This is a genomic window from Flavobacterium sp. (genome assembly GCF_044339515.1).
In the GTDB taxonomy this organism is placed as follows: domain Bacteria; phylum Bacteroidota; class Bacteroidia; order Flavobacteriales; family Flavobacteriaceae; genus Flavobacterium.
Map to the genome: position 1 here is coordinate 16,779 of NZ_JBIIVK010000022.1, position 26,028 is coordinate 42,806.

26 protein-coding genes are annotated in these 26,028 nt (G+C 35.0%); 15 read left to right on the top strand and 11 right to left on the bottom strand.

The features are described from left to right. The gene (locus ACIQ0M_RS07780) at positions 1 to 1,149 is read right to left on the bottom strand and encodes an ATP-binding protein (protein WP_396151284.1); all 1,149 of its coding nucleotides are present in this window, start codon (positions 1,147 to 1,149) and stop codon (positions 1 to 3) included. A gap of 224 nt (positions 1,150 to 1,373) precedes the next feature. On the opposite strand from ACIQ0M_RS07780, the gene ACIQ0M_RS07785 reads away from it, so the two are divergent. The 7 genes from ACIQ0M_RS07785 (at position 1,374) to ACIQ0M_RS07815 (ending at position 8,662) form a co-directional block, all read left to right on the top strand. After that, positions 1,374 to 3,239 (top strand): SPOR domain-containing protein, encoded by a 1,866-nt coding sequence (locus ACIQ0M_RS07785; protein WP_396151285.1) that lies wholly within the window; start codon positions 1,374 to 1,376, stop codon positions 3,237 to 3,239. A gap of 81 nt (positions 3,240 to 3,320) precedes the next feature. Continuing rightward, entirely contained in the window at positions 3,321 to 4,508 is a 1,188-nt protein-coding gene (locus tag ACIQ0M_RS07790; RefSeq protein WP_396151286.1) for a phosphoglycerate kinase, read from the top strand. Between the two features lie 99 nt (positions 4,509 to 4,607). After that, positions 4,608 to 6,557 (top strand): LysM peptidoglycan-binding domain-containing protein, encoded by a 1,950-nt coding sequence (locus ACIQ0M_RS07795; protein WP_396151287.1) that lies wholly within the window; start codon positions 4,608 to 4,610, stop codon positions 6,555 to 6,557. A gap of 27 nt (positions 6,558 to 6,584) precedes the next feature. Then, positions 6,585 to 7,556, top strand: a complete 972-nt coding sequence (locus ACIQ0M_RS07800; RefSeq protein ID WP_396151288.1) for a DUF4837 family protein — start codon at positions 6,585 to 6,587, stop codon at positions 7,554 to 7,556. A 71-nt stretch (positions 7,557 to 7,627) separates the two neighbouring features. Beyond that, positions 7,628 to 8,074 (top strand): GNAT family N-acetyltransferase, encoded by a 447-nt coding sequence (locus ACIQ0M_RS07805; RefSeq protein WP_396151289.1) that lies wholly within the window; start codon positions 7,628 to 7,630, stop codon positions 8,072 to 8,074. Between the two features lie 71 nt (positions 8,075 to 8,145). After that, a complete protein-coding gene (locus tag ACIQ0M_RS07810) occupies positions 8,146 to 8,373 on the top strand; it encodes a DUF2683 family protein (RefSeq protein ID WP_396151290.1) in 228 nt (75 codons plus the stop codon). After that, positions 8,363 to 8,662, top strand: coding sequence for a type II toxin-antitoxin system RelE/ParE family toxin (locus ACIQ0M_RS07815; RefSeq protein WP_396151291.1), 300 nt, complete (start codon positions 8,363 to 8,365; stop codon positions 8,660 to 8,662). The genes ACIQ0M_RS07810 and ACIQ0M_RS07815 overlap by 11 nt, the downstream gene beginning before the upstream one ends. Positions 8,663 to 8,691: 29 nt before the next feature. Here the strand turns inward: ACIQ0M_RS07815 and ACIQ0M_RS07820 are convergent, their stop codons facing one another. The 4 genes from ACIQ0M_RS07820 to rnpA all read right to left on the bottom strand — a co-directional run bounded on the left by ACIQ0M_RS07820 (position 8,692) and on the right by rnpA (position 12,738). Next, positions 8,692 to 9,516 carry an OmpA family protein gene (locus tag ACIQ0M_RS07820; RefSeq protein WP_396151292.1) on the bottom strand — a complete coding sequence of 275 codons (825 nt, stop codon included), beginning with the start codon at positions 9,514 to 9,516 and terminating at the stop codon, positions 8,692 to 8,694. Then, positions 9,513 to 11,159, bottom strand: coding sequence for a S41 family peptidase (locus tag ACIQ0M_RS07825; protein WP_396151293.1), 1,647 nt, complete (start codon positions 11,157 to 11,159; stop codon positions 9,513 to 9,515). The genes ACIQ0M_RS07820 and ACIQ0M_RS07825 overlap by 4 nt, the downstream gene beginning before the upstream one ends. After that, positions 11,152 to 11,964 carry a DUF4349 domain-containing protein gene (locus ACIQ0M_RS07830; RefSeq protein ID WP_396151294.1) on the bottom strand — a complete coding sequence of 271 codons (813 nt, stop codon included), beginning with the start codon at positions 11,962 to 11,964 and terminating at the stop codon, positions 11,152 to 11,154. Before ACIQ0M_RS07830 ends, ACIQ0M_RS07825 begins: the two co-directional genes overlap by 8 nt. A gap of 399 nt (positions 11,965 to 12,363) precedes the next feature. Continuing rightward, positions 12,364 to 12,738 (bottom strand): ribonuclease P protein component, encoded by a 375-nt coding sequence (gene rnpA, locus ACIQ0M_RS07835; protein ID WP_396151295.1) that lies wholly within the window; start codon positions 12,736 to 12,738, stop codon positions 12,364 to 12,366. A gap of 183 nt (positions 12,739 to 12,921) precedes the next feature. Between rnpA and ACIQ0M_RS07840 the strand changes: the two genes are divergently transcribed. Further along, a complete protein-coding gene (locus ACIQ0M_RS07840) occupies positions 12,922 to 13,755 on the top strand; it encodes a hypothetical protein (RefSeq protein WP_396151296.1) in 834 nt (277 codons plus the stop codon). A gap of 324 nt (positions 13,756 to 14,079) precedes the next feature. Next, positions 14,080 to 14,733, top strand: a complete 654-nt coding sequence (locus tag ACIQ0M_RS07845) for a hypothetical protein (RefSeq protein WP_396151297.1) — start codon at positions 14,080 to 14,082, stop codon at positions 14,731 to 14,733. A 106-nt stretch (positions 14,734 to 14,839) separates the two neighbouring features. Here the strand turns inward: ACIQ0M_RS07845 and ACIQ0M_RS07850 are convergent, their stop codons facing one another. Genes ACIQ0M_RS07850 through ACIQ0M_RS07860 form a run of 3 tightly spaced genes read right to left on the bottom strand, consistent with a single transcriptional unit; the run spans position 14,840 to position 19,284 of the window. Further along, positions 14,840 to 16,726 carry a M1 family metallopeptidase gene (locus ACIQ0M_RS07850; RefSeq protein WP_396151298.1) on the bottom strand — a complete coding sequence of 629 codons (1,887 nt, stop codon included), beginning with the start codon at positions 16,724 to 16,726 and terminating at the stop codon, positions 14,840 to 14,842. A 19-nt stretch (positions 16,727 to 16,745) separates the two neighbouring features. Then, positions 16,746 to 18,365: a S8 family serine peptidase gene (locus ACIQ0M_RS07855; protein ID WP_396151299.1), complete on the bottom strand. Its 1,620-nt coding sequence runs from the start codon at positions 18,363 to 18,365 to the stop codon at positions 16,746 to 16,748. Between the two features lie 58 nt (positions 18,366 to 18,423). Beyond that, on the bottom strand, positions 18,424 to 19,284 hold the full coding sequence (locus ACIQ0M_RS07860; RefSeq protein ID WP_396151300.1) for an MBL fold metallo-hydrolase: 861 nt from the start codon (positions 19,282 to 19,284) through the stop codon (positions 18,424 to 18,426). Positions 19,285 to 19,456: 172 nt separating this feature from the next. On the opposite strand from ACIQ0M_RS07860, the gene ACIQ0M_RS07865 reads away from it, so the two are divergent. The 6 genes from ACIQ0M_RS07865 (at position 19,457) to ACIQ0M_RS07890 (ending at position 24,539) form a co-directional block, all read left to right on the top strand. Then, positions 19,457 to 19,786: a HesB/IscA family protein gene (locus tag ACIQ0M_RS07865; protein WP_396151301.1), complete on the top strand. Its 330-nt coding sequence runs from the start codon at positions 19,457 to 19,459 to the stop codon at positions 19,784 to 19,786. 10 nt (positions 19,787 to 19,796) lie between these two features. Further along, positions 19,797 to 21,245: a Fe-S cluster assembly protein SufB gene (gene sufB / locus ACIQ0M_RS07870; RefSeq protein WP_396151302.1), complete on the top strand. Its 1,449-nt coding sequence runs from the start codon at positions 19,797 to 19,799 to the stop codon at positions 21,243 to 21,245. Between the two features lie 46 nt (positions 21,246 to 21,291). Further along, positions 21,292 to 22,044 carry a Fe-S cluster assembly ATPase SufC gene (sufC, locus tag ACIQ0M_RS07875; protein ID WP_396151303.1) on the top strand — a complete coding sequence of 251 codons (753 nt, stop codon included), beginning with the start codon at positions 21,292 to 21,294 and terminating at the stop codon, positions 22,042 to 22,044. A gap of 117 nt (positions 22,045 to 22,161) precedes the next feature. Next, positions 22,162 to 23,478, top strand: a complete 1,317-nt coding sequence (gene sufD, locus ACIQ0M_RS07880) for a Fe-S cluster assembly protein SufD (RefSeq protein ID WP_396151304.1) — start codon at positions 22,162 to 22,164, stop codon at positions 23,476 to 23,478. 142 nt (positions 23,479 to 23,620) lie between these two features. Beyond that, the gene (locus tag ACIQ0M_RS07885; protein ID WP_396151305.1) at positions 23,621 to 24,145 is read left to right on the top strand and encodes a hypothetical protein; all 525 of its coding nucleotides are present in this window, start codon (positions 23,621 to 23,623) and stop codon (positions 24,143 to 24,145) included. A gap of 4 nt (positions 24,146 to 24,149) precedes the next feature. Next, positions 24,150 to 24,539, top strand: coding sequence for a hypothetical protein (locus ACIQ0M_RS07890; RefSeq protein WP_396151306.1), 390 nt, complete (start codon positions 24,150 to 24,152; stop codon positions 24,537 to 24,539). A 5-nt stretch (positions 24,540 to 24,544) separates the two neighbouring features. Here ACIQ0M_RS07890 and ACIQ0M_RS07895 read toward each other — a convergent pair whose 3' ends face one another. The 3 genes from ACIQ0M_RS07895 to ACIQ0M_RS07905 form a co-directional block, all read right to left on the bottom strand. After that, positions 24,545 to 25,405 carry a reverse transcriptase family protein gene (locus tag ACIQ0M_RS07895; RefSeq protein WP_396151307.1) on the bottom strand — a complete coding sequence of 287 codons (861 nt, stop codon included), beginning with the start codon at positions 25,403 to 25,405 and terminating at the stop codon, positions 24,545 to 24,547. Continuing rightward, positions 25,386 to 25,676, bottom strand: coding sequence for a helix-turn-helix domain-containing protein (locus ACIQ0M_RS07900; RefSeq protein WP_396151308.1), 291 nt, complete (start codon positions 25,674 to 25,676; stop codon positions 25,386 to 25,388). Before ACIQ0M_RS07900 ends, ACIQ0M_RS07895 begins: the two co-directional genes overlap by 20 nt. 79 nt (positions 25,677 to 25,755) lie before the next feature. Then, the gene (locus tag ACIQ0M_RS07905) at positions 25,756 to 25,974 is read right to left on the bottom strand and encodes a hypothetical protein (protein ID WP_396151309.1); all 219 of its coding nucleotides are present in this window, start codon (positions 25,972 to 25,974) and stop codon (positions 25,756 to 25,758) included. Positions 25,975 to 26,028 lie beyond the last annotated feature (54 nt).

Sequence of the window (26,028 nt, forward strand, 5' to 3'; positions counted from 1 at the left end):
TTATTTTTTATGAATTAAACGAGTCAATTTGATTGATAAATCGGTTAAAATGATCTTTGCATTGCCATTGCGTTCAATGTGATACATGGCATCGTTGAGCTCTTGATAAATAGCCAAGATATTATTTCCATTGACAAACGGAGCAAAATTTTCGAGTTTAAATTTTTCAACTTTTGGTTCCAAATAAACCAACGAAGTGGCTTGATAATTCAGTAACAATGCTTGGCGGAACATTTCAATACAAAAAGATAAAAATTTCTTTTGCGTTTCTCGACCCAATTTTGCAATTTCCTCACTCCATGTAATCAATTCTTGAATGGCGGCAGAATTTCCTTTGGCTTTAAAGGCTGCACGAACCCAAAGTACAAACCATTGTTCAAAGGGCAAATCTTCGTTGTCGTCGCTCAATAATTTGATTGCTTTGTTATAATTTCCTTGTGCTTGATGAGCGATTTTAGTTGCTGTTTTAGGGTCAAGTTGTTGTCTTTCAATCAATGCTTCAGCAATCACACTTTCCGGTAGTCCGTTAAAATCCAACACCTGACAACGTGAACGTATGGTTTGAATCAAATCTTCTTCTTTTTCAGTAATTAAAATGAAAACGGTACGATCGGTGGGTTCTTCTAAAATTTTCAGCAATTTGTTGGATGCGGCAATGTTCATTTTATCGGCCATCCAAATAATCATAACTTTGTAACCACCTTCATAAGATTTCAGTGAAAGTGTTTTCAAAATTTCTTGAGCATCATCCACACGAATTTCACCTTGTTTGTTTTCAACACCCAAAATTTTGAACCAATCAAACAAACCGCCGTAACTATTTTCATTTAAAAAACTTCGCCAATCCTTAATAAAATCTATGCTTTTGGGTTTCGATTTAACATCATCGGTGGTAACTGTTGGATAAATAAAATGTAAATCCGGATGAGCAAAATGTTGAAATTTGAGGTTACAAGCATCGTTTCCACCAGAATTTTCATTTCCCGTATTATTGCAAAGAAGGTATTGTGCATAAGCAATTGCCATCGCCAATGTTCCTGAACCTTCAGGACCCACAAAAAGTTGTGCATGCGGAATACGTCCTAATTGAACGCTTCGGGTAAGATGATTTTTTATATGTTCTTGGCCTAGTATTTGTGTAAATTGCATAAAGCAAATATAAATGATTTTTTGCCTTTGATTAGCTTTGTTTTTAGGTATTTTAAATCAGAATTTTAACAAAATCAAGTTAAATTACTTGGTTTGTATGAAAAAAGAAACCATTTTTAGCACTTTAATCGATAAAATATGCGTTTTGTCGTGAGTCTTTAGTACCTTTGAGCCCAAATTAGTTGTCCCAAATCTAAATTGCTCCATGCAAAATAAGTAAGGTTATGAATCGAAAAAGATGTAAAAATTTATTTTTATTACTTTTTTTTATTTCTGTCAGTTGGTGCCAAGCACAAATGGCTATCCCTTTTAAAGAGCGATACAAAGCGAATATAAAAGGAGATATGACTATTATAGCCAATTCTATTTTAAACCGTATCGATAAAAAAAACTCGCCCAACGATCCGTATAACGACCAAAGTATTAATGCAATTACCAACGACGAAATCGATATGGAATACATTGATATTGATGACGATAAGCAGACTTTTTCATCCAGTAGTGCGGCATTATTTCAAAAAGATGAAGCATCAATAAAAATAGTTTATGCCGGATTATATTGGTCTGCCACTTACAAATATGAAAGTGGATATAAAAAAGGAGAAGATAAGTTTGTTGCTTTCGACAAAACCAGAGAATCGTTTGAAGAGATTTTGGTAAAATTTCCTGACCAAAAAGAGTACACAACAATAAAAGGTGAAATTATCTTTGATGGATTAAAAGACAAAAAATTCAAAGATGCGGCTCCCTATGCGGTTTATGCGGATGTTACCCAGCAGGTTCAAGAACTCGGAAATCCATTCGGATTTTATACTGTTGCGAATGTAAGAGCCACACAAGGAACACTAATAGGTGGTTCTGCTGCGGGTTGGACAATGATTTTTGTGTATGAAGATTTATCAATGAGTGAAAAGTTTATTGTTTCACATGATGGATTTGCCGGAGCTTCAAGCGAAAGTGTAAATGTCGTTTTCAAAGGATTTAAAACCCAGCCCGAAGGTAATGTTAATGTAAAATTGGCTGGAGCTGCCTTAGAAGGCGATTTTAAAGTAGATGGCGATTTGTTTATGTTTGGCTCAACCAAAAACAAAGATTTTACCAACGTTAAAACCATTACTAGGCGTTACAGTAATTTTTTTGATAGCTCAATTACAATCGAAGACGAACAATTTAGGTACCGCATTCCCGATAGTAAAAACACCTTAGGTTATGATTCGTTTTTAACTACTTTATCAAACTATAATAATCGCTTTATTGGAAATAACTTAGACGAAGCTACTGTTCAATTCAAGTCGTCGGGAGATGTGTTTTATCTTTTCTTTAGTGCGATGGCTATCGAAACCAAACCTATTAAAGAAGAACAAGAGGATAATACTGATAATACTAAATTGGTTTATCAAGACGATAAATTTAAGATCGTAGATAAAACGACAAACAAGGAAGTTGTTCAAAAACAACCATTACAAGGTTCAGACGAAACGTTGTTGGCACAAAAATCAAAAGAAGCATTTGCCAAAGACACTTCAGAAAACTCAAAAGTGATTGATGAAAAAACTCAAAATATTGCTTTTGAAAAAGAAATACAACAAGAAACAAAACCAATTGCAGAATTGATACCTGAAACTAAAAAAGAGGTTTCAGCCAAATCGATTGATATAGCACCCAAAAAAGAAACTGTTGTTAAAAAAGAGGAACCTAAAACATCAATAAAAGCTGAGGTTTCTACTGTAACTAAATCCATTGAACCAGAAACTAAACCCGTTATTGCTGTTTCTGAAACACCAAAAGCTGAAACACCAAAAGAAAATGAAGTGTTGGAAGTAGAGGTTTTAAATGACATCGATTCTCCCAAAGGTTACTATTTGGTGGTAAATGTGTTCAACGAAAGGGTGAATGCTGCCCGGTTTATGAAAAGTTTGAGAGACAAAGGACTCGACCCTAATTATTTTACAAATCCGGTCAACAATTACATGTATGTATACCTCGATTATGTTTCTACCAGACAAGATGCCGATAAACTAATCGAAAACAAATTAAATAATTCATACACCGAAGAAATGTGGATTTTGGTAGTAAACATGAATAATTAATCGAAACATGATTATTATCAAACCAATTTAAATTCTAAAATTTTATATTTGTCTTTCCAATTAAAAACAAACCACAAAATCATGAAAACGTTATTCGACTTCAATTTTAAGAATAAAAAAGCTTTAATCCGAGTAGATTTTAATGTTCCCTTGGATGAAAATTTCAATGTAACCGATGTCAACAGAATTGAAGGAGCAAAACCAACCATCGATAAAATTTTAGCTGATGGCGGAAGCGTGATTTTAATGTCACACCTAGGAAGACCAAAAGGCGTGGAAGAAAAATATTCACTTAAACATATCGTTTCCAAAACAGAAGAAGTGCTAGGCGTTCCTGTAAAATTTGCCTCCGATTGCATTGGAAGTATTGCTGAAAATGCTGCTGCTGATTTAAAAGCAGGCGAAGTTTTATTATTAGAAAACCTTCGTTTTTACAAAGAAGAGGAAGCCGGTGACGTAGAATTTTCAAAAAAATTAGCTTCTTTAGGCGATATTTATGTAAACGATGCTTTTGGTACAGCCCACAGAGCACATGCTTCTACAACGATTATCGCACAGTTTTTTCCGAACGACAAATGCTTTGGAACCTTATTGGCCAAAGAAATTGAAAGTCTAAATAAGGTTTTAAAAGACAGTGAAAGACCGGTGACAGCCGTTTTGGGCGGTTCTAAAGTGTCCTCAAAAATCACCGTAATTGAAAATATTTTAGATAAAGTGGATCACATGATTATTGGTGGCGGAATGACTTTTACATTCGTGAAAGCCTTAGGCGGAAACGTTGGCGATTCGATTTGTGAAGATGATAAAATGCAATTAGCATTGGATATTTTGCATTTAGCAAAAGAAAAAAATGTACATATTCATATTCCGGTTGATGTGGTGGCTGCTGATGCCTTTTCAAACGATGCCAATACTCAGATTGTCGATGTTCGTGAAATTCCAAATGGATGGCAAGGACTTGATGCAGGACCAAAATCATTGGAAAACTTCAAAGAAGTTATCATGAATTCAAAAACGATTTTATGGAATGGACCTTTGGGTGTTTTTGAAATGGAAACTTTTGCGAAAGGAACAATTGCGTTAGGAAATTATATCGCAGAAGCCACGGCAAATGGAGCGTTCTCTTTAGTTGGCGGTGGAGATTCCGTTGCGGCTGTAAAACAATTCGGATTAGAACCAAAAATGAGCTATGTTTCAACCGGAGGAGGAGCCATGTTAGAAATGCTTGAAGGGCGTACGTTGCCGGGTATAGCCGCAATTTTAAGTTAAAATAAACTTTTTAACAATAAATAAACGATTTGTATCGTTTATCTTAATTATGTTTGTAAAACATAACCATTTGACAAATAAAACATTAACTAAGAAAGAATGAATTTACGAAATACCACACTTCTCGCTGTTCTGTTTTCTGCATCCGTTTTTTATGCTCAAGACTCAACGCTTGTAGACGTAAATACAATTGCAGAACCCAAATTATCCTATCTAGACTCCATTAAATCAACCTTTCAAAAACATGACGTTGCGGCTTGCGTTGATGAACGCTGGATGAATGAATTGAGCAATCAGGATTTGTACAGCGAAATGATTGCGGACATCGAAAACACCAATATAGACGAAAAAGTTGACTATGATCTTTCAACCGAATTACTAAAAGAACGTTTAAAAGCGTTAGATGCAAAATCGGCTTTTCACATTGAGTACAATCCAGGTTTAGAGAATATCATCAAACATTATCTCAAAAACAGAAAAAGATCCTATGAGCGTTTGATGGCTTTGTCACAATATTATTTTCCCATTTTTGAAGAAGCATTAGCTAAATACAATGTCCCGTTAGAAATTAAATACTTGGCAGTCGTAGAATCTGCTTTAAATCCAAGAGCGGTCTCTAAAGCCGGAGCAACCGGATTGTGGCAGTTTATGTATGGAACCGGAAAACAATATAATCTTGATATCACGACTTTTACCGACGAGCGAAGTGATTTGCTAAAAGCTACCGATGCCGCTTGCCAATATATGGTGAACATGTATAAAATATTTGGCGATTGGGATTTGGTTTTAGCTTCTTATAATGCAGGTCCGGGTAACGTGAGTAAAGCAATCCGACGCTCGGGAGGAAAGCAAAATTATTGGAACATCAGACCTTATTTGCCTAAAGAAACCCAAGGTTATGTTCCTGCTTTTTTGGCTACGATGTATGTGTTTGAATACCATAAAGAACATGGTATTAAGCCCGAAAAACCAATTGTCAATCATTTTGCGACCGATACCATTATGGTAAAAAACAAAATGTCGTTCAAACAATTGTCTGATTTATTGGACATGCCGGTGGAACAGCTACAGTTTTTGAATCCTTCCTACAAAAGAGATTTTATTCCTTTCCAGGAAGACAAAAAACATTTTGTCCGTTTGCCATTGGATAAAGTAGCCATTTTCACCTCAAACGAAAATCAAATTTATGCGTATTGTGATTATGATTTTAACAAACGTGAAAAACCATTTTCTTCACAAGAAATGGTAGCAGATGCTTCTTCAGATGCTTCTGTTGTATCTAAAACCAAATATCACAAAGTAAGAAGAGGTGAGTCATTGGGCTTGATTGCTAAGAAAAACGGAGTCACAGTTTCAGAATTGAAAAGATGGAACGGATTAAGGTCTAATACCATTAGTGCTGGAAGAAATCTTAAAATAATTAAGGAGGAAAGAATTGCCTTCACACCTAAAAAGGTGGTTGAGAGTCCGGTTTCCAAAGCGGTGGTTTCAACCGATACTATTAAAGTTAAAAATGTTAAGCCTATTGAAGCAGGTAACTATCACGTAGTTGAAAAAGGGGAAAGTTTATTCAGTATTGCACAAAAATATGATGTAACCAACGAAGAATTAAAAACGTGGAATGAGTTAGAACAAGATAATATTCTTGTAGGGTCAAAATTAATTGTGCGTTTTCTTGAAAAACAAAAAACAGAAAATCACATTGTATTAGCTGGAGAAAACCTGAGTGCAATTGCCAAAAAGTACGGAGTTACGATTGAGCAAGTGAAAGAATGGAATGATTTAGAAGACAATAACATCAAATTAGGCTCAACGTTAAAAATTATGCTTCCTGCCAATAAGGAAGTTGTGGTGGCAGAAGCAAAGACAAAGAAACCTGAAAAACAGTCACCTTATAAATCAGAAAAAATTTACATTGTTCAAAAAGGAGACTCTCTTTTCAGCATTTCTCAAAAAATTAAAGGTGTAACTGTGTCCGATTTAAAAAAATGGAACGGTATTAGCGGTAAAAACATTAAACCGGGAATGAAACTTAAAATCAGTGGATAAAAGTTCTTTCTACTACAAAACACCAGCATGAAAAGAGTTGTTATTTTACTGTTTGTTGCATCTTTGTTTATTTCTTGCAAAGAGGAGAAAAAAGAAGATCTTTTAAAAGATTCTTCGGGAAAGATTAATCATTTGTCGGTTATTATTGAAAACCAACTTTGGAATGGTGAAGTAGGAGACAGCATCAGAAACATCTACGCCGCTCCGGTAGATGGTCTACCGCAAGAAGAACCCTTATTTACTATCAAACAATATGCTCCCAATTTGTTTGAAGGCTTCATGACTAACAGTCGGAACATTTTGGTGGTCTTGAAGAAAGAGGAGAACAATTTTGAATTAGTTGAAAACGAGTTTGCCAAACCACAAAATGTTGCCCATATTACCGGAAATTCTGTTGCGGAGATAGTCAGTTTGTTAGCAAAACACTCACCGGAAATCATCACTAAATTCAAGCAAACGGATATTGCTGAAAATCAGCGAAGAATCTCCAAATCCCTCTTAAATGACAGTAAAATCAGGAAGAAATTCAAAGCCAGTTTGAACCTCCCGACTGCTTATCGTTTCATCATTGAAGAGGATAAATTCTTTTGGATACGAAAAGAACTTCCTTCCGGAAATGCCAGTATTTTGATTTATGAAGTGCCTTTAAACACAATTCAAAAAGATACCAACACGGTTGCTAATATCATTCAAATGCGTGATTCCATTGGTCAAAAGCATATTGAAGGTACTCTTCCCAATACCTACATGATTACGCAAGCAGCCTATTCGCCTTATTTCTTTAATATTATGTTGAATGGCAAAAAGACCTTTGAAACCAAAGGCACTTGGGAATTGAAAAACGATTTCATGGCCGGCCCTTTCATTAATTATGCCATTCGAGACGAAAAAAATAACCGTTATTTGGTGATTGAAGGTTTTTGCTATAATCCATCGATGGCGAAACGGGACATTATGCATGAGTTGGAATCCATCATCAAATCCGTGAAGCTTTTATAAGTTTCGTTTTCTAAAAAAACATCTTTGAATTTCATTAAATTCGCAGGAAGTAAACTTGTGAAACTATTTCAATGAAACTACAATTCAAAATAAAGCGATTTAACGAACTTTTTTTATTAGAACTATATCAAATCCTGCAACTGCGTAGCGAAGTGTTTGTAGTAGAGCAAAATTGCGTTTACCAAGACATTGACGGCAAAGATGAAAAAGCACTTCATCTTATTGGAACATTTCAAAATGAAATAGTAGCTTATGTCCGCATTTTTAAACCCGGCGATTATTTTGAAGAGGCTTCCATTGGTAGAGTAGTAGTCAAACAAAAATACCGCGACAGAAAATGGGGTTATGATTTGATGCAAAAAGCAATCGCGGTAACCAAATCGGAATTAAATGAAACCAACATCACCATTTCCGCTCAGTTATACCTTCAAAAATTCTATGAAAATTTTGGGTTTGTGAAAACCAGTGAAGTGTATTTGGAGGATGATATTGAGCATGTTCAGATGAAGAGGGAATAGTTTGTATAGTATTCCATAACACCATCATACATTTTATTTCTTATATTTGTAATAACTAAATTAAATTAGAAATGACACCACTTAATATAACCATTCACCCACAGGATGATGCACAAATAGAAGCTGTAAAAGCATTTATGAAAGCCTTGAAAATTAAGTTTGAGATTTCTAAAGACAAACCATTTTCCCTAACTGGTGAGCAACAAAAGCAATTGGATGACCAAGTTGGTTTAGATAAAAAAAACTATACCGATGCAGAAACAGTTTATGGTGATTTAAAAAACAAGTATGGCTTATAAGATCATTGTTTCTCCCATTGCGTTGAAAAATATTGATAATGCTGTAGAATATTATATCGAACAAGCCAGCAAAAAAGTAGCTCTTGCTTTTTTAGATGATTATCAAAAAGTATATAAAGCCCTTCAGAAAAATCCATTCTATCAATTCCACGACAGTAATTACAGGTATTTACCGTTTAAAAAGTTTCCTTACATCGCTTTTTTTATTGTGGATGAGCCTACAAAAACAGTTTTTTTGAATGCAGTTTTTAATACGCATCAAAACCCTGATAAAATTCAAAAATTATAAATTGATTTACGACTTTAATTCAAATATTGTTACACCTTCGTAATCACCAACTCCACCCGTCTATCTAATTCGGGACTTTTGCCCAGCGGTTTGGTGTTTCCATACCCTTTGAACGTTAATCGTGTTTTAGGCACTTTTTTTAAGATGAGGTATTTGTAAACCGCTTCGGCACGGTTGTGCGACAGTTTTCGTTTTTTCGTTCCTTTGTCAATGGCTTCTTTGTGGTTGGGCGGCGTGCAACACACATGACCTTGCACTTCCAGGTGGATGTTTTTATTTTTCAATAACATCCGGGCAATTTTATCGAGTTGGTTTTTGCTCTTAATCGACAATTTACTGCTCCCTCTTTCAAACAACATATCCGAAAGCATAATGCGATCACCTATAATATTATCTTTGTTAAAGGTGGTATAAACACCGGGAAGTTTAATTTCTTCCTCCTGTTGTGGCTTCATATTTAACACCACATCAACACGGCGATTTTTGGAACGAACCTCCGGTAGATTTTCTTCAATATCATCATCAATTAGAATGCGTCCTTTTCCTTCGATAGTCACAATAATTTTGCTTTTGATACCGCTTTTGGTGATTTCTGCTTTTACTTTATTCGCTCGATCAGTTGATAATTTCCGGTTATAATCGTCTTTTCCCACATCGTCGCAATAGCCAAAAATTTCGATGCTTTCTACACGTGTACTATCTACTTTTTTCAAAAAATTGGACAATTCTCCCGCATATTTTGATTCAACATCGGATTTGTTGGTTTCAAAATAAATGGATTGAACGATTTCTTCTTGAGCAAAAACGCTACAATTAATCAGAAAAAATAAAGTGAAAGCCCAAGTTTTTATCATTTTAAAAGAATTTTATTGTATTCGGAAGCATTAGCCAAAATAGAAGTTCCTTTTTTTACTTCAGAATTATTTTGGATGTAATATTGATAAAGTCCTTCTTTATACTGATACCGTTTAATCAATTCATCCAAAAGCAACTCCTTGATTTCGTTTTTGTTTTTGTCTAACTGAATATCTTCGCTTTTTCGCAAAGCAGTCATCAAGTTTTGGTATTCGGCTTTGATGTTTTCGTCAATTTTTTCGTTTTGGGCGGCTTCTAGCGTCTTTTTTAATTGTTTTTCGGTCTCTGTGTCGAACGAGAAATTTTCTTTCTTTAAAAACGCTTTAAAATCATTAAAATCCGCATCTGTAATAGTTGGAATCGTATTGCCGGGATTTGGATTTTTATAAAAATAAGCGGTGGCATAATTAAAAACAGCATCATTTTTTTGAAGAGCTTCGGCAATCGCACTCAATTTTGTTTCTGCTAATTCTACATCGGGTTGAATACCTCCACCGTCATAAACGGTTCTTCCTTTTCGGGTTTTAAAGGCATTGAAGTTTTTTGCGTCGGTTTTAATCGCTTTTCCTTCCGCATCTTTTTTCGAATAATCCAATGCTTGAATACATCTGCCGGAAGGCGTATAATAGCGAGAAATCGTCACTTTTACTTGTGTTCCATACGTTAAATCCAACGGACGTTGCACCAATCCTTTCCCGAAACTGCGGCTTCCCACCACAACGGCACGATCCAAATCTTGCAATGCACCGGCCACAATTTCGCTGGCAGAAGCACTTTTTCCATCTACCAAAACAACCACAGGAATGTCTAAATCAACCGGTTCGCGAGTCGTTTTATAGGATTGATTGTGTTTTTCAATTTTCGATTTGGTGGTCACAATCACTTCGCCTTTTGGCACAAAAAGATTGCAAATATTCACCGCTTCGTTCAACAAACCTCCAGGATTTCCGCGTAAATCTAAAATAATTCGCTCAGCACCTTTTGATTTTAAATCTAACAATGCGGCTTGCGTTTCAAATGAAGCTTTTTTGTTGAATTGAGTCAATACAATATACCCGGTTTTGTCATCTACTTTGCCATAAAAAGGAACAGCTTTTACTTCCACTTCGTCTAACACGATGGTAGCCGTTTGTGTTTTTCCTTGACGGATGAATTTTATTTCAACTTTGGCATTTTTAGCACCTCGCATCAAGGCAGAAGCATCTTCTTTGTAATCTTTTAAATTTACATCGCCAATTTGAAAAATTTCGTCGCCTGCTTTTAATCCTGCTTTGTCGGCCGGATAATCTTTGTAGGGTTCTTTGATGATAATTTTCCCGTCTTTTCGGGTAATCATGGCTCCAATTCCGGTATATTCGCCTGTGTTGTTGATTTTGAATTTCACCACATCTGCTTCATTGAAATAGTTGGTATACGGATCCAAATCGGCCAACATACTTTTGATGGCTTTGTCCATCAGCTCTCCCGGATTGGTTTCATCCACATAGTTCATGTTCACGGTTTTAAACAAATTAGTGAAAATTTCAATTTGCTTGGCAATTTCAAAAAAATCTTCCTTGAAACTACTTCCCACCACAATAAATCCGCTGAGAACAATTGGAAGTATGTATCTTTTTTTAATTTTTAAAAGGGTATTAAACATTTTTCTTTTTCAATTTTTTTCGAATAATAAAAATAACGGCAACTAAAATAAGAATAAAAGGCCAAATATGAAGTAAACCTATGAAGAAACTCGAAATTCCGTTCCAGCCGGATTTTACCGCGTTCCACATTTTAGTACCATAGGAAACAGTGGCATTGTCTGCATCGGCTACTTTTTTATAAAATTCGATGGTCACGGTACTCAATGAAACGCGGTTTTGTAAATATTTTAACTGACCTTCCTTCGCTTCAATTTCTTCCCGAATAACCGATAATTCTTTTTCAATTTCCAAAATTTCGGAAACTTTAGTCGCCTTCGAAAGCAACTCAAGATAACGAGCTTCCAACGTTTTTTTGGCTTTTAATCGGGCTTCAATATCAATAAATTCGGCCGTAACATCTTGGGCAGAAATTTCTTTTCGGTCAAAATAGGCCACGCCTTTTCCTACATCCGCCAAAAAAGCATCAAAATTAGCGTTTGGAATGCGAACCGTAATCGTTCGGTAAAGGGAATTGTAGTCTTTTCCTTCCGCATCACTTTGCACATAGGCTTTATTTTTCTTGACGGATGCAATAATTTGCTTATAGGTAGCGTCTAAATCTTGCGTTTCATAGCGAAGATTGCTCTCTTTGATGATTTTTTGTTCGGTTTGGGCTTCAAAATTGCCTGAAGCGGCTTTGTCGTCTATCATTGCCGGAGAAGCGGCTTCTTCTGTAACTGCGGTTTCATAAACAGTATTATCTGGATTTCCTCCACACATCAACGGAAAGACCAAGAGGGAAAGGTAGGCTATGGCTAATTTCATAATGGTTTGATTTTTTGTTTCACGCAATATTTTTTAGTTTCACGCAATTTTTTTCACGCAAAGTCGCAAAGTCGCAGAGAAGGGTTTTAAACATTGCATTTAAAACAAAATCTTCAATGAATAACTCAACGAAACACAAGCTTTGCGTCTTTGCGTCTTTGCGTGAAACCTAAAAAAGCGTGATAAAATATAACGTGTAAACGATTATTTATCAACGGATTAATTTTTAGTTTCACACAAAATTTATTTTTTTTCTCGCAAAGCCGCAAAGTCGCAAAAAAACTTCAAAATTTCATACTAAATGTAATTCTTTGCTTCTCTGCTCCTGAAGCTTCGGGATTGCGAGAAATATAAAACGAAAATTTCTCAAAAAACGTACAACAACAATCGAACCAATTTTTACGACTGAATTTCCTTGATTAATTTCTCAAACAATTGAACCGTTTTTTCGTTCATTTCGGTAAAAGTCATCGCTTCTTTGCTTTGGTAAAAAAACATCATGGCATACGGTTTATCGAGGTTTTCGAATAAAATACTTTTATTCAACCGATAACATTCGCGAAGCAACCGTTTGTAGTAATTGCGATCGACAGCTTTTTTAAAATATTTCTTAGAAACCGAAACCCCAAACTTAATTTTCTCCTCGTTCTCCAATTCCACCGGAGCAAAAACCAACCGCAACGGATATTTGGAAACCGATTTCCCCTCCGAAAACAGCAAATCAATCTGCTTTTGGCTTTTGAGTTTTTCGTGTTTGGGATAAGTGAAAGACATGCGGCAAAAGTACGAAAAGGTTTTGAGTGTGGAGAATTGAAAAGTGAAGTTTGAGCTATTTTGAATTATTTGTTACTAGCAATTTCACACTTTATTTATTAAATTTTTCATGTTTTACATTCCTCAAAAGAATAAAATATAACTTTGTGCAAGTGAACCCGAACTGTTTAAAATCAAATTAATATGAAAGCAAAAGTCATTCTTTTTACACTACTTATAATCGTTTTAAATTCGTGTAAAACTTATATTGTTCCGCCGGAAAACTTTAAAAACCAGCTTTCTAAAGTTGAAAATCAACAACAAAAAACAATCTATAAAGCCTATGATCTTGATAATTTGGTGGTGTATGATAGTAAGGGAAATGCAACCATCCTACCCAATTCTCCTGCTATAGAAATGCGAGTGACGCAAAAGAACGGTAAAAAAAACGCCTTCTTTTTTGATACAGTTTTCATAGAAAACGATACGTTGAAAGGAGAAAAATCGAGAATTTTAGGATTGATGAACCACGTTCCGTTTGATCAAATTGCTAAAATAGAAGTAAAAGAGGGCTTAAAAACTCATTACCAACGAAGTGATAAATTTAAAGTACTGAAAATTGATGAAAAAGTGGAAAGAATTAAAGAAGATTTAGGAGAGTTTACAGAAATACTCAATTTTCCTATTGATTCTATTGCTATTAGTTCTTCACACTCTCAAAACAAGCACTATGCGGTAGCCAATTTTAAACAAAGCAAAACAGAAGTTGCTTTTATTTTCTATAAAAACAACAACAACTTAATTCGAATTCTAACTAGAGAAAAAAGTCCGATTAATGAAGAGGTCTCGTATATAAATTCATTTTATGTGGAGAACAATACAATTTTTTATGAAAAGAATTTTGTCACTACAAATGAAACAAAAGGTAGCATAAAAAAGGATTACGCATTTTATCAATTCAACAAAGCTTTAGAAGCTCGTGTTTTGAAAGGAGTTTCGTTGGAAATTTATAAGGAATTGGAGAAAATGATAAATTAAGATACCTATTAACAACTCTCCAAAGTATTTTTCATTTATAGTTGCCCGATTTCCCCACCGAAAACAGCAAATCTAGCTGCTTTTGGCTTTTGAGTTTTTCGTGTTTGGGATAAGTGAAAGACATGCGGCAAAAGTACGAAAAGGTTTTGAGTGATGTGTATTTGTTTTGGAATGGCAGAAGTGTTTGTTTTTTTTTGTATTTTGGTGGGGTTAAACTCATTTATAATTGAGCATATTTTCACCAATATGGTTAGAAATACTCAACAAATTTTCTAAAAGTTGAGTTTATAAATAATTTAGCAGAAAGCTCAAAAAAACTTATTAATGAAAGACAAAATCAACATTTTTCAATCTGTAAAATCAAAAGCAGTAAAAGATCTTTCACCAGAATTGCTTGAAATAGGGTTAGATTCATTAACTAATTCTGAAGTTCTAAAGGATATTCCAGTTTTCGGAATTGCTTTTAAAGGTTATAGTTTGTATCAAAATGTCACTGAAGCCTTTTTCACAAAAAAATTGCTTAATTTTCTTTATGAATTGAATGATATTCCATTAACAGAAAGAGAAAAATTCATAGACAAACTCGAAGCAGATGGTGAAACTAATAAAGCAGGAGAAAAACTTTTAATAACTTTAAATCGTCTAAACGACATTGATAAAGCAAAAATTATTGGCAAATTATTCAAAAAAACAATTTTAGGAGTGATTGATTTTAATATTTTTAATAGATTAACTCACATTATTGATAATGCCTATATAGATGACATAAAGTTACTTAAAAACAATTTGAATTTAGGATATATAAGTGAAGATATCAAATCCAATCTACACCAAGTAGGACTTTTAAATCAAAGAATATCAGATACTGAAAGACAGAAAAAATTTTTAGCTAGGGTTGGAAGCTCAAAAGATGTAAAACCAAAGTTAGAATACAAAGCAAATGAATATTGTAAAATATTAGTTGAACATGGTTTGTAAATTATTCTCTTCCGGATTTATTGGTCGGCACAAAACTATGCGAGTGTCATCCGACCTTTCAGCATCATAAAACAAAAAAATCCGAACTCTCGTCCGGATTCTCTCTTTATTTCGTTTTAGGATAACTATTATTCTCTTGATTCACATCGGCCATTAAACCACTCGGGTCAATCACCACCGATTTAATTTTTGCTTTTGCTTGTGAGAGGGGCAATTCATACGTTGGATACGCCCAATCCCAGCCTTTCAAAACGGTTCGTTTTACTTGCGGATACGGGTTTTCTTTTTCCCATCGCATCAACGGGTTCGGGATATAAAAACTTTCTACCGTGCCGTCTTCGTAGGAAACTAAAATATCCAACGGCATCGGCATTCTTCCGATGCGTTCTAAGGTAACTTTTCCGTTATCGTCGATGTTTTTTATGCCGTAATCAATCGTGTTAGTGGTTTGCGTCCAATCCACCAAATACCAATCTAAAACCGCTCCTGAAACGCGTTCTGCCGAGCGTTTAAAATCATTGGGCGTTGGATGCGTAAATTGATAATCGTGGTAATAACGTTTTAAGGTTTTAAACATATTCTCCATGCCAATTACATACGCCAATTGGGTCAGGAAAACGGTTCCTTTGCTGTACGAAGAAATACCATACACCATATTTTCATCATAGCGATCAGCATGTGTAGATTGCGGTTGCTCACGACCGGTGCTCACCATATAAAAATAGTTGTTGTATGCACTTTGAAACGGGTTTTCGTCCTCCTTTTTGTTTTTAGGTGGCATCACTTGCGTCATCGCCATGTCGGAAATAAAAGAGGTAAATCCTTCGTCCATCCATTCGTGTTTGCTTTCATTAGTCGCCAACACGTGCTGAAACCAAATGTGAGCCAATTCGTGAGCGGTTACGCCCACCAAACTGCCTAACGAACGTTTTCCGGTAATGAGCGTACACATCGCATATTCCATTCCGCCATCACCACCTTGAATCACGGAATATTGTTTGTATGGATATTGCCCGATTGTTTTATTGAAAAAACTCAACAATTCCGCTGTTTTGGGTTGTAACGCTTTCCAGTTTTCGAGGATTTCTTTATCGTTTTTGTAAAAGAAATGTAACTCGACACCGTTTTCACCCATGATTTTATCGTGAATATAATTGTTATCGGCACCCCAAGCAAAATCGTGTACTTTTGGAGCTACGAAATGCCAAGTTAAGGTTTTGGTTTTTTTCGGATGATTCACCACCACGCCTTCATCTTGATAGCCGTGACCGATTTCGTTTTTGTTTTGCAAATAACCGGAAGCACCAATCGTATAGGTTTTGTCAATTGTAATTTTTACATCAAAATTGCCCCAAACACCGTGAAATTCTCTACCAATGTAAGGGTCGGCATGCCAGCCTTCAAAGTCAAATTCACAGATTTTCGGATACCATTGCGTCATCGAAAGGGCCACACCTTCGGCACTATTTCTGCCAGAACGACGCACCTGCTCCGGCACTTGTCCGTCAAAATCTAACGTAAAAGTCGATTTTGATTTGGGAAGAATCGGATTTACTAACGTAACTTCCAAAATGGTGCCCACTACTTTTGTCGCAGCAACTTGTCCATCTTGTTTGAAATTAGCGATTTTTAAATAGCCAATTTGATCCGGTTTTAGGGTCGAAATTCTACTTTCGGTTACATCTTTACCCGCAACTTTAAAACTTTTCACCATTCGTTTGTCAGGATCGGTAATGGTTTGTAAACGAATATCCATTTCGCTTCCCGGCTGAAACGCATTAAAATACAAATGATAAAACACCTTGCGAAGTGTGTCATTTGAATTGTTGGAATATTCCAAAGTTTGCGTTCCTCTGTATTGAAAGGTTTTCACATCCATTGACAACTCCATTTTGTAATCGGCTTGTTGTTGCCAATAACCGGGATTGGGGTTATTTTGGGCAATAATAAAATTATAAAAAGCAATAAAAAGAAGCACGATAGCTTTTCTCATACGAATGGGTTTTTGAGTTTTATTTTGAAACGTTTCCGGTTGAGTTAGCGATTTTATCTGCCATCAATAACGCATTATACGCATTCACAATTTTTCCGGTAGTGGATAATTCGGAAAACGGTAATTTGTTTGTTGTATCTCCACCTACAACCACAGTTTTATTGATAGCAATACCGCTTTCTTTCAAAATCATTTTCACTTGCGGAGCGGTTAACGTTGGATAATACGAACGAATCAATGCGGCAACTCCGGCTGCGTTGGGTGAAGCCATCGAAGTGCCTTGTTCATATTTGAATTCTTGGTTGGGTACAGTGGCATAAATTTTTACACCGGGAGCAAAAACATCGACATCTGTTTTGCCATAGTTTGAAAAATCAGCAACCGTTTTAGAACCGTAATCAAAGTTTAAAGCACCAATTTTGATGAAGTTATCGGCAATTTCTTTATCGCCTATTCGATCATTTGGGAAACTTTCAACTACATTTAAATTTTCGCCGTCATTTCCGGCTGCGTGAACGAATAAGACATCTTTGCTTGCAGCATATTGAATGGCTTCGTGAACCCATTCTCTTTGAGGAGAAAAGCCTTTTCCGAAACTTCCGTTGATCACTTTAGCACCGTTGTCAGCTGCATAACGAATGGCAAGAGCGATATCTTTATCATACTCATCTCCGTTAGGAACGGCACGAATGGCCATGATTTCGACGTTTGTTGCCACACCGTCACCACCTAAATTATTTCCACGCACTTGAGCAATAATTCCGGCAACGTGTGTTCCATGTAAGGCATGTTTTTTATCCGGACCCCAAACTTGGTTGTTCCCATAGGATTTTGTTGAAAAATCCTCGTGGTTATCGCCCAGGGCTTTTCTTCCATTGTATTCGGTATTCAAATTATAATTCAATTGGTCATAAATGTGTTCGCCATATTCGTTCACTTCTTTCATGAATTCTTCACGAGAAGATTTTGCTAAAAATTGCATCATTGCCATTTTGTAATTCCCTAACGTTGGGTTGGTGGTCAGAATGGATTTTACTTCTTGTAAAGTATAATCTTCTTTTTTCAAATGTTCTGAGATTCCTTTATCGGCAGCAATAATAAAATCGATTTGTTGTTTATTAGTTAAAGCTTCCTTCTTTTCTTCATCCAGTTTTTTTAGTGCTTTTTGGTACGTTTCGGAACCATCATCTCCTTTTCGTACAATACGAGTTAACTCTAAGGTTTCATGAACCACATCGCCTAAAAAGTTCCAACCGTGGATGTCGTCAATATAGCCGTTGTTATCATCGTCAATTCCGTTTCCTGGAATTTCTTTAGCGTTTGTCCAAACTCGACCTTTTAAATCATCGTGTTCAATGTCGGTACCGCTATCGATAACCGCTACAATTACCTTTTGACCTTTTCTGTTTTTAAGAAGTTCTGCATATGCTCGGTCAACACTCATGCCCGGAATTGTATCTTTAATGAGGTCTAAATGACTCCAACGCAATAATTCTGCCTCAGAAATTTTGCCGTTCTTTAACGGAACGGTTTCAGAAGTAAGCGGTTTTAAATTGGTAAAGGATGATTTTGAAGCACCACAACCAATTAAAAATAAAGACGATAATCCTAAAAAAACGATTGATTTTATTGAGTTCATAAATGTAAATTTGGCTGTAAAAATAAGTGATTTTTAATTTCTTTTCTGATGATTAACACTAACTTAAGACATCTTCACAACGGAAAACTTCTTTCAAACGCACACCTTTTTCGGTTTTTTCAACGGTGATGATTTCATTGTGAACATCGTGTTCTAAAAATAAATGGTAATTGTTTTCGGCGGCCGCATTCATAAATTTGGCTTTTTCATCTAACGTCAAAAGCGGTCGAGTATCATAACCCATCACATATGGAATCGGAATATGTCCGGCTGTAGCCAATAAATCGGCACAAAAAACAATGGTTTTATCTTGGTATTTAATGTGAGGTAGCATTTGTTTTTCGGTATGACCATCTGCATAAAAAATGCCGAAATTCAATTCTTCAGAAAAGCCAAAATCTGCATTTGGTCTTTTGATAAAATTTAGCTGACCACTTTCTTGCATTGGAATGATATTTTCTTGCAAAAAAGAAGCTTTTTCTCTTGAATTGGGTTTAGTTGCCCATTCCCAATGGTTTTCGTTCGTCCAAAATTTAGCGTTTTTAAAAGCGACTTCATAACCTGTGCGGTCTTTGTTCCAATTAACACTTCCGCCACAATGATCAAAATGAAGATGCGTCATAAAAACATCGGTCACATCGTCCCGATGAAAACCATATTTGGCCAACGATTTATCTAAAGAATGATCACCCCAAAGCGAATAATAACCAAAAAATTTATCCGATTGTTTGTTGCCCATTCCGGTGTCGATTAAAGTCAATCGGTTTCCGTTTTCAATCAATAAACAACGAGCAGCAATGTCGATGAGGTTGTTTTCGTCTGCCGGATTAGTTCGGTTCCAAATGGTTTTTGGCACCACGCCAAACATGGCTCCTCCGTCGAGTTTAAAATTTCCGGCTTCAATGGGGTATAGTTTCATAAATCGTTTGAATTGATATAAATGTTTCGCAAATTACTAAAAACTTAGCTTTTTGAATAATTATTATAACTATTTTCTATCAATCCATTCGTTATAAAAATGTTAGAATTTATTTTAATTTTCTAGTTTTGCCGTATATTTGCTCTTTATTTAGACAAAATCAAAATAACTTATGATAAAAGTTTCAGATACAGCCAGAAGAAAAATCATCGATTTGATGCAAGATGATGGTTTTGATGCTGCTCGTGACTACGTTCGCGTAGGTGTGAAAAGTGGCGGTTGCTCCGGTTTGTCTTATGATTTAAAATTTGACAAAGAAATAGGAGAAAACGATAAAGTATTCGAAGACAACGATATAAAAGTAGCGGTAGAAAAGAAAAGTTTTCTCTACTTAGCCGGAACGATTTTAGAATTTTCAGGGGGATTAAACGGAAAAGGATTTGTGTTTAACAACCCGAATGCGAATAGAACATGTGGGTGTGGAGAATCATTCTCACTTTAATTAGACTACAATGGCAAAATATACAGAAGACGATTTAAAAGTTGAACTGGAAACTAAAGAATACGAATATGGTTTTTACACCGAATTAGATTCAGAAACGTTTCCGATTGGCTTAAATGAAGACATCGTTCGGGCAATTTCACACAAAAAAGGAGAGCCCGAATGGATGACCAATTGGCGTTTGGACGCTTTTCGCTCTTGGTTGGAAATGAAAGAACCGGAATGGGCCAATGTTCATTATGAAAAACCTGACTTCCAAGCGATTTCGTATTATTCAGCACCTAAAAAAGCGGATCCGAACAAAACATTGGACGATGTGGACCCGGAATTATTAGCCATGTATAAAAAGCTGGGCATCTCGATAGATGAACAGAAAAAAATGAACAACGTGGCCATTGATATTGTGGTTGATTCCGTTTCTGTTGCCACTACTTTCAAAAAAACATTGGCGGAGAAAGGCATCATTTTTATGAGTATTTCTGAAGCCATCAAAGAACATCCGGAGTTGGTTCAGAAATACATTGGCAGTGTAGTTCCGCCTAAAGATAATTTTTATGCGGCATTGAACTCCGCTGTTTTTTCAGATGGAAGTTTTTGTTACATTCCAAAAGGCGTTCATTGTCCTATGGAATTATCCACTTATTTTCGTATCAATCAAGCCGGCACAGGTCAGTTTGAACGCACCTTAGTCATTGCCGACGAAGGCAGTTATGTTTCCTATTTAGAAGGCTGTACCGCTCCAAGTCGTGACGAAAATCAATTGCATGCTGCTGTAGTGGAATTGATTGCTTTAGATAATGCAGAAATTAAATATTCCACTGTTCAAAATTGGTTCCCGGGAAACAAAGAAGGTAAAGGCGGCGTTTATAACTTTGTGACCAAACGAGGTTTGTGCGAGAAAAACGCAAAAATTTCATGGACACAAGTAGAAACCGGTTCTGCTATCACTTGGAAGTATCCTTCTTGTGTGTTGAAAGGCGATAACTCAATTGGCGAATTTTACTCTATTGCCGTGACCAATAATTATCAACAAGCCGATACCGGTACCAAGATGATTCATTTAGGAAAAAACACTAAGTCCACCATTATTTCTAAAGGAATTTCAGCAGGAAAATCGCAAAACAGTTACCGAGGTTTGGTTCAAATTTCGTCAAGAGCCGATAACGCTAGAAATTTTTCACAATGTGATTCGCTTTTGATGGGAAATAATTGTGGAGCACACACCTTTCCGTACATCGAAAGTAAAAATACATCCGCCAAAATCGAACACGAAGCAACGACTTCCAAAATTGGAGAAGACCAAGTGTTTTATTGCAACCAACGAGGAATTCCAACTGAAAAAGCAATTGCATTAATCGTAAACGGATTCAGTAAAGAAGTACTGAATAAATTACCAATGGAATTTGCGGTGGAAGCACAAAAATTGTTGGAGATTTCACTAGAAGGCTCTGTTGGATAATAAACTTAATGAATCTTAATCCCTTAATGGTTTAAAAAAAATAAAAATGTTAAGCATAAAAAATTTACACGCTTCCATAGAAGACAAAGAAATATTAAAAGGCATCAACCTTGAAATCAAAGCCGGCGAAGTACATGCCATCATGGGGCCAAACGGTTCCGGAAAAAGTACACTTTCAGCCGTTATTGCCGGAAATGAAAATTACGAAGTTACGGAAGGAACAGTTGAATTAGATGGAGAAGATTTAGCAGAATTAGCTCCCGAGGAAAGAGCACATAAAGGTATTTTCTTATCGTTTCAATATCCTGTTGAGATACCAGGTGTTTCGGTAACAAACTTTATGAAAACAGCCATCAATGAACACAGAAAAGCCAACGGAAAAGAGGAAATGCCTGCTAATGAAATGCTGAAACTAATTCGTGAAAAATCAGAATTATTAGAAATCGATCGCAAGTTTTTATCTCGTTCGTTAAACGAAGGTTTTTCAGGTGGTGAGAAAAAACGTAATGAAATCTTTCAAATGGCGATGTTGGAACCCAAAATTGCTATTCTAGACGAAACAGATTCCGGTTTGGATATTGACGCGTTGCGAATTGTAGCAAATGGCGTAAACAAATTAAAAAGCGACGACAATGCCGTTTTAGTAATCACGCATTACCAACGTTTATTAGATTATATCGTTCCTGATTTTGTGCATGTGTTGATGGACGGAAAAATCGTTAAATCCGGAGGGAAAGAACTAGCTCTTGAGCTAGAAGAAAGAGGTTATGACTGGATAAAACAAGAACAAGAAGTTTAAAAATAAATTTAAACCATTAAGAGATTAGGGAAATTAAGTCGCAAACCTTAATGAACCTTAATACCTTAATGGTTTAAGATAAAATATTTGTAGATTTTTAAAATCTCAACATTTAAAATGGATTTAAAAGAAAAATTAATTTCATCCTTTATGGCTTTCGAAGAAAAAGTCGATGTAACGGCACAGCTACATGACATCCGAACTTCTGCCATCAAAAACTTTGAAAACAAAGGTTTCCCAACCAAAAAAGAGGAGGCTTGGAAATATACCTCACTGAATTCTGTATTAAAAAATGATTACTCTGTTTTTCCAAAAAGGGAAAATGCGATTGAATTCAAAGATGTAAAGAAATTTTTTCTACACGAAATTGATACGTATAAATTGGTTTTTGTGGATGGTAAATTCAGTTCGTTTTTATCGTCAACTACGCACGAAGGAATTGACGTTTGCTTGCTTTCTTCTGTGCTGACAAAGCCAAAATATAAAATGGTTTTGGATACCTATTTCAACCAAATTGCTAGCAAAGACGAAAGTTTAACCACGTTAAATACTGCTTTTGCTCAAGAAGGGGCTTACATCAACATTCCAAAAAGTAAAGTGGCCGATAAACCGATTGAAATCATTCATTTTTCTACAGGGGAAGAAAGTGCCTTGATGGTGCAACCTCGAAATTTGATTATTGTAGGCGAAAATGCTCATGTACAAATCATCGAACGTCATCAAAGTTTGAACAGTAATCCGGTGTTGACCAATTCAGTGACCGAAATTTTTGCTCAAAAACGAGCGATTGTTGATTACTATAAAATTCAAAACGATGAACAAACGGCTAACTTGATTGACAACACGTATATTTCTCAAAAACAAGAGAGTAGAGTAGCGGTACACACGTTTTCGTTTGGTGGAAATATCACCCGAAACAACTTGAATTTCTATCATTTTGGTGAACGAATTGATTCCACCTTAAAAGGAATTACGATTATTGGCGACAAGCAACACGTGGATCATTACACCTTAGTAAATCACGCTACACCTAATTGCGAAAGCCATCAAAACTATAAAACTATTTTAGGAGGAAGTTCCACCGGCGTTTTCAACGGAAAGATTTTCGTAGAAAAAGAAGCCCAAAAAACCGATGCTTTTCAGCAAAACAACAATATTTTATTGAGCGACAAAGCCACTATCAACGCGAAACCACAATTGGAAATTTTTGCAGATGATGTGAAGTGTTCACACGGCTGCACTATTGGTCAATTAGACGAAAGTGCGATGTTCTATATGCAACAACGCGGTATTCCGCAAAAAGAAGCCAAAGCGTTATTGTTGTATGCGTTTTCCAACGAAGTCATCGAAAGCATCAAAATCCCTGAACTCAAACAACGCATCACGAAGATTATTGCGATGAAATTGGGAGTGAATTTGGGGTTTGATTTGTAGGGCAATTTATTTAGAATTATTATAAATAACTTTTATTAACAAATATTTGTTGATAAACGAATTCTAATTTTTGTAATTTTAATATTTTTACATCGTATTTCAAGGAATTTTTAATTAAGTTTCAGAATATTACTACTTTATTATGAATAGTCCAACTTTTTCAAAATCTACCGGCATTAATCAATTTAATAACTACTTAGAATTTCATTCAGGTAATGCTAAAACTTCTAAGATTAGTGATTTATATTATCATGTAAACGTGGTCGCCGATGCTTATTCACGTGGCTACAGTGATGGTGAAAAATCTGCAAAAAAGGAAGTAATGGATATGATTATGCAAAAAGCCAAAGAACGATTTGTTGAAAAAGCAAATCAGGTTTATTTGTCATCAAAAGCTCTAGTAAGCCATCTGTCTGCTAATGAATACAGTGTAAATAAGATTTATATTAATATTTTTCATAAAAGCCCAAAAGTAATTGTATCGCTTAATGAATCATTGTTATTAAATGATGAGTTTGTTGAATTTGCATATACTAAAATTCATGAAATGCAATGTTCTTTTCATTCTCTCTTTCAAAACACATTAGATTTAAGTCTAATTAGTACTACTGATTTAGATGAGGAGCTATTGGCTAAAGATGGTTTTGATTATTCAGAAGAAATCTAAAGTTATGGCTAAAAAGAAAGATTTTGGAGAACGTAACAGAGAATTATGTTACGAGCTACTTAGTGGGAAAAAATATTATGATTGGGTTGTTACAACTGCTTTTTACTCATGCATTCATTTTGTTGAAGATTTTATTTTGCCTATAGAAATATCAGGGAGGATGTGTAATGATATCTCTGATGTAAAATCCGCATATCATATGGACGGAAGACATGCGGCGAGAGAGAGATTAGTATTTGATAAGATAAACTATGCAGTTGGTGCAAAATATAAATGGTTAGATGACCAGTCTAGAAATGCAAGATATAAGACATATAAATTACAACCAGCAGAAGCTCTGAAAGCTCAAGAATATTTGGATTTTATTTACAATCATTGTTATCCATCTAAATAAAAATTTTATTTCTTTTTTATATTCGTTTTTTGAATCTGATTAATGTAATTCTGTATAGGATTGCTTTTCATATCTTTATATTTCTCATCATTTACCTTTTCCTTGATTTTCGTTGGAGCATCAATTTTGTTTAAAAACACATCTACTCCGGTTACATTTTGATTTCCAGCATAAAGAGTTTTTCTGAAGCTAACTTTAAATCCACTTTTAATTACAATACTCATTAATTCAGGAATCAAATTTCTAAAATCACTTTGAGACGAAAATGTTAAATCATCGATGTATCTTGTGTAGGTAATTTGATTTCTATTACAAAAATCAATTAATTCTATATCGGTTTTTAAGAATACTAAATTAGAAACAGCAGTACTGGTAGGAGCTCCTTGTGGAACTTCACCTTTCCAGGTTGAAAGTTTTGTTATATATGAAGAAAAATGATTGCTAAAACCTAGTTTTAGAAAACAATCATAAACTTGTTTGCTTTTTATTGATGGATAAAAGTTTTGTAAATCAGTTGTAAACTGAAATTTTTTTCCCTGATGAGGTTTTGCATTGGATATATTACTTCTTCTTCTTACACCACCATGAACATTATCAGGTAGGGAAATCTCAGATAGAATATTAGACTTGATTTTCTTTTGTATTACTTTCAATTTTCCCTTTGATGGCCGAATAATTCGCGTTTTCAAAGTTCCATCTTTATATTTTTTAAAACCTCCGTTTATTTTATCAGGTTTTAGTTCTGGAGGTTTTTCATAACAAAAACTATCAATATTTTCAAGTATAAATTCAACAGTTTTAGTATCAAAACCTACTTTTGAGCAAAAGTATTTAAATTGAGATTTTTTAAACTGCGAAGAATTCACTTACCAAAGATTTAACAGATGGATTTATAATTTCAAAAGCCTTTCTTTTTTCTGGATCAATATCATTTTCATCTAAAGAAAGAAAAAATAAAATTGGTAAAGGAACATCTAAATTGGTACTAATCTCTTTTAATGTAGAAAGATTGGGTTCTTTTAGATTGCCTTCTATTTGAGAAAGATAAGTTTGAGTAATACCACAAGAAGAGGCAAACTCTGATTGAGTTTGACCTTTTTGTTTGCGGATATTTTTAATAACTGTACCTAAATTCATGACTTAATGATTTTGGAATAATTTAAGGAGTGTCGGAGTTTTTTAATAGAATAATTTCTTGATTTCATAATTTCTGATTTTAAATGAAAAACTTATTAATCAATTCAACTATTTCAACAACATGTTGCTGAAGATGTTTATTTGTTAATCCTTTTTTCTTTTTCAGAAATTGAAGTTTAGAAATTGCTTCATTTAAGACATTTAAGTCTTCTACCGAAAGAGAACACTGGCTCTTTTTGATGGTTTTAATACTTTCGATTAAACCATCGATGTTTTGATTTCTTTTTAATCTCGACATTTTGCTTTATATTTAAATTAGGACAATATCGTCCTGCTTCTTGCCAATAAGCCC

Coding starts and splice junctions, on each gene's coding strand:
- sufB (WP_396151302.1), top strand. CDS start 19,797: ATGGCAAAATATACAGAAGACGATTTAAAAGTTGAACTGGAAACTAAA.
- ACIQ0M_RS07905 (WP_396151309.1), bottom strand. CDS start 25,974: ATGTCGAGATTAAAAAGAAATCAAAACATCGATGGTTTAATCGAAAGT.
- ACIQ0M_RS07890 (WP_396151306.1), top strand. CDS start 24,150: ATGGCTAAAAAGAAAGATTTTGGAGAACGTAACAGAGAATTATGTTAC.
- ACIQ0M_RS07865 (WP_396151301.1), top strand. CDS start 19,457: ATGATAAAAGTTTCAGATACAGCCAGAAGAAAAATCATCGATTTGATG.
- ACIQ0M_RS07810 (WP_396151290.1), top strand. CDS start 8,146: ATGACACCACTTAATATAACCATTCACCCACAGGATGATGCACAAATA.
- ACIQ0M_RS07785 (WP_396151285.1), top strand. CDS start 1,374: ATGAATCGAAAAAGATGTAAAAATTTATTTTTATTACTTTTTTTTATT.
- ACIQ0M_RS07795 (WP_396151287.1), top strand. CDS start 4,608: ATGAATTTACGAAATACCACACTTCTCGCTGTTCTGTTTTCTGCATCC.
- ACIQ0M_RS07820 (WP_396151292.1), bottom strand. CDS start 9,516: ATGATAAAAACTTGGGCTTTCACTTTATTTTTTCTGATTAATTGTAGC.
- ACIQ0M_RS07830 (WP_396151294.1), bottom strand. CDS start 11,964: ATGAAATTAGCCATAGCCTACCTTTCCCTCTTGGTCTTTCCGTTGATG.
- ACIQ0M_RS07885 (WP_396151305.1), top strand. CDS start 23,621: ATGAATAGTCCAACTTTTTCAAAATCTACCGGCATTAATCAATTTAAT.
- sufC (WP_396151303.1), top strand. CDS start 21,292: ATGTTAAGCATAAAAAATTTACACGCTTCCATAGAAGACAAAGAAATA.
- ACIQ0M_RS07840 (WP_396151296.1), top strand. CDS start 12,922: ATGAAAGCAAAAGTCATTCTTTTTACACTACTTATAATCGTTTTAAAT.
- ACIQ0M_RS07790 (WP_396151286.1), top strand. CDS start 3,321: ATGAAAACGTTATTCGACTTCAATTTTAAGAATAAAAAAGCTTTAATC.
- ACIQ0M_RS07825 (WP_396151293.1), bottom strand. CDS start 11,159: ATGTTTAATACCCTTTTAAAAATTAAAAAAAGATACATACTTCCAATT.
- ACIQ0M_RS07800 (WP_396151288.1), top strand. CDS start 6,585: ATGAAAAGAGTTGTTATTTTACTGTTTGTTGCATCTTTGTTTATTTCT.
- ACIQ0M_RS07780 (WP_396151284.1), bottom strand. CDS start 1,149: ATGCAATTTACACAAATACTAGGCCAAGAACATATAAAAAATCATCTT.
- ACIQ0M_RS07855 (WP_396151299.1), bottom strand. CDS start 18,365: ATGAACTCAATAAAATCAATCGTTTTTTTAGGATTATCGTCTTTATTT.
- ACIQ0M_RS07845 (WP_396151297.1), top strand. CDS start 14,080: ATGAAAGACAAAATCAACATTTTTCAATCTGTAAAATCAAAAGCAGTA.
- ACIQ0M_RS07850 (WP_396151298.1), bottom strand. CDS start 16,726: ATGAGAAAAGCTATCGTGCTTCTTTTTATTGCTTTTTATAATTTTATT.
- ACIQ0M_RS07815 (WP_396151291.1), top strand. CDS start 8,363: ATGGCTTATAAGATCATTGTTTCTCCCATTGCGTTGAAAAATATTGAT.
- ACIQ0M_RS07805 (WP_396151289.1), top strand. CDS start 7,628: ATGAAACTACAATTCAAAATAAAGCGATTTAACGAACTTTTTTTATTA.
- sufD (WP_396151304.1), top strand. CDS start 22,162: ATGGATTTAAAAGAAAAATTAATTTCATCCTTTATGGCTTTCGAAGAA.
- rnpA (WP_396151295.1), bottom strand. CDS start 12,738: ATGTCTTTCACTTATCCCAAACACGAAAAACTCAAAAGCCAAAAGCAG.
- ACIQ0M_RS07860 (WP_396151300.1), bottom strand. CDS start 19,284: ATGAAACTATACCCCATTGAAGCCGGAAATTTTAAACTCGACGGAGGA.
- ACIQ0M_RS07900 (WP_396151308.1), bottom strand. CDS start 25,676: ATGAATTTAGGTACAGTTATTAAAAATATCCGCAAACAAAAAGGTCAA.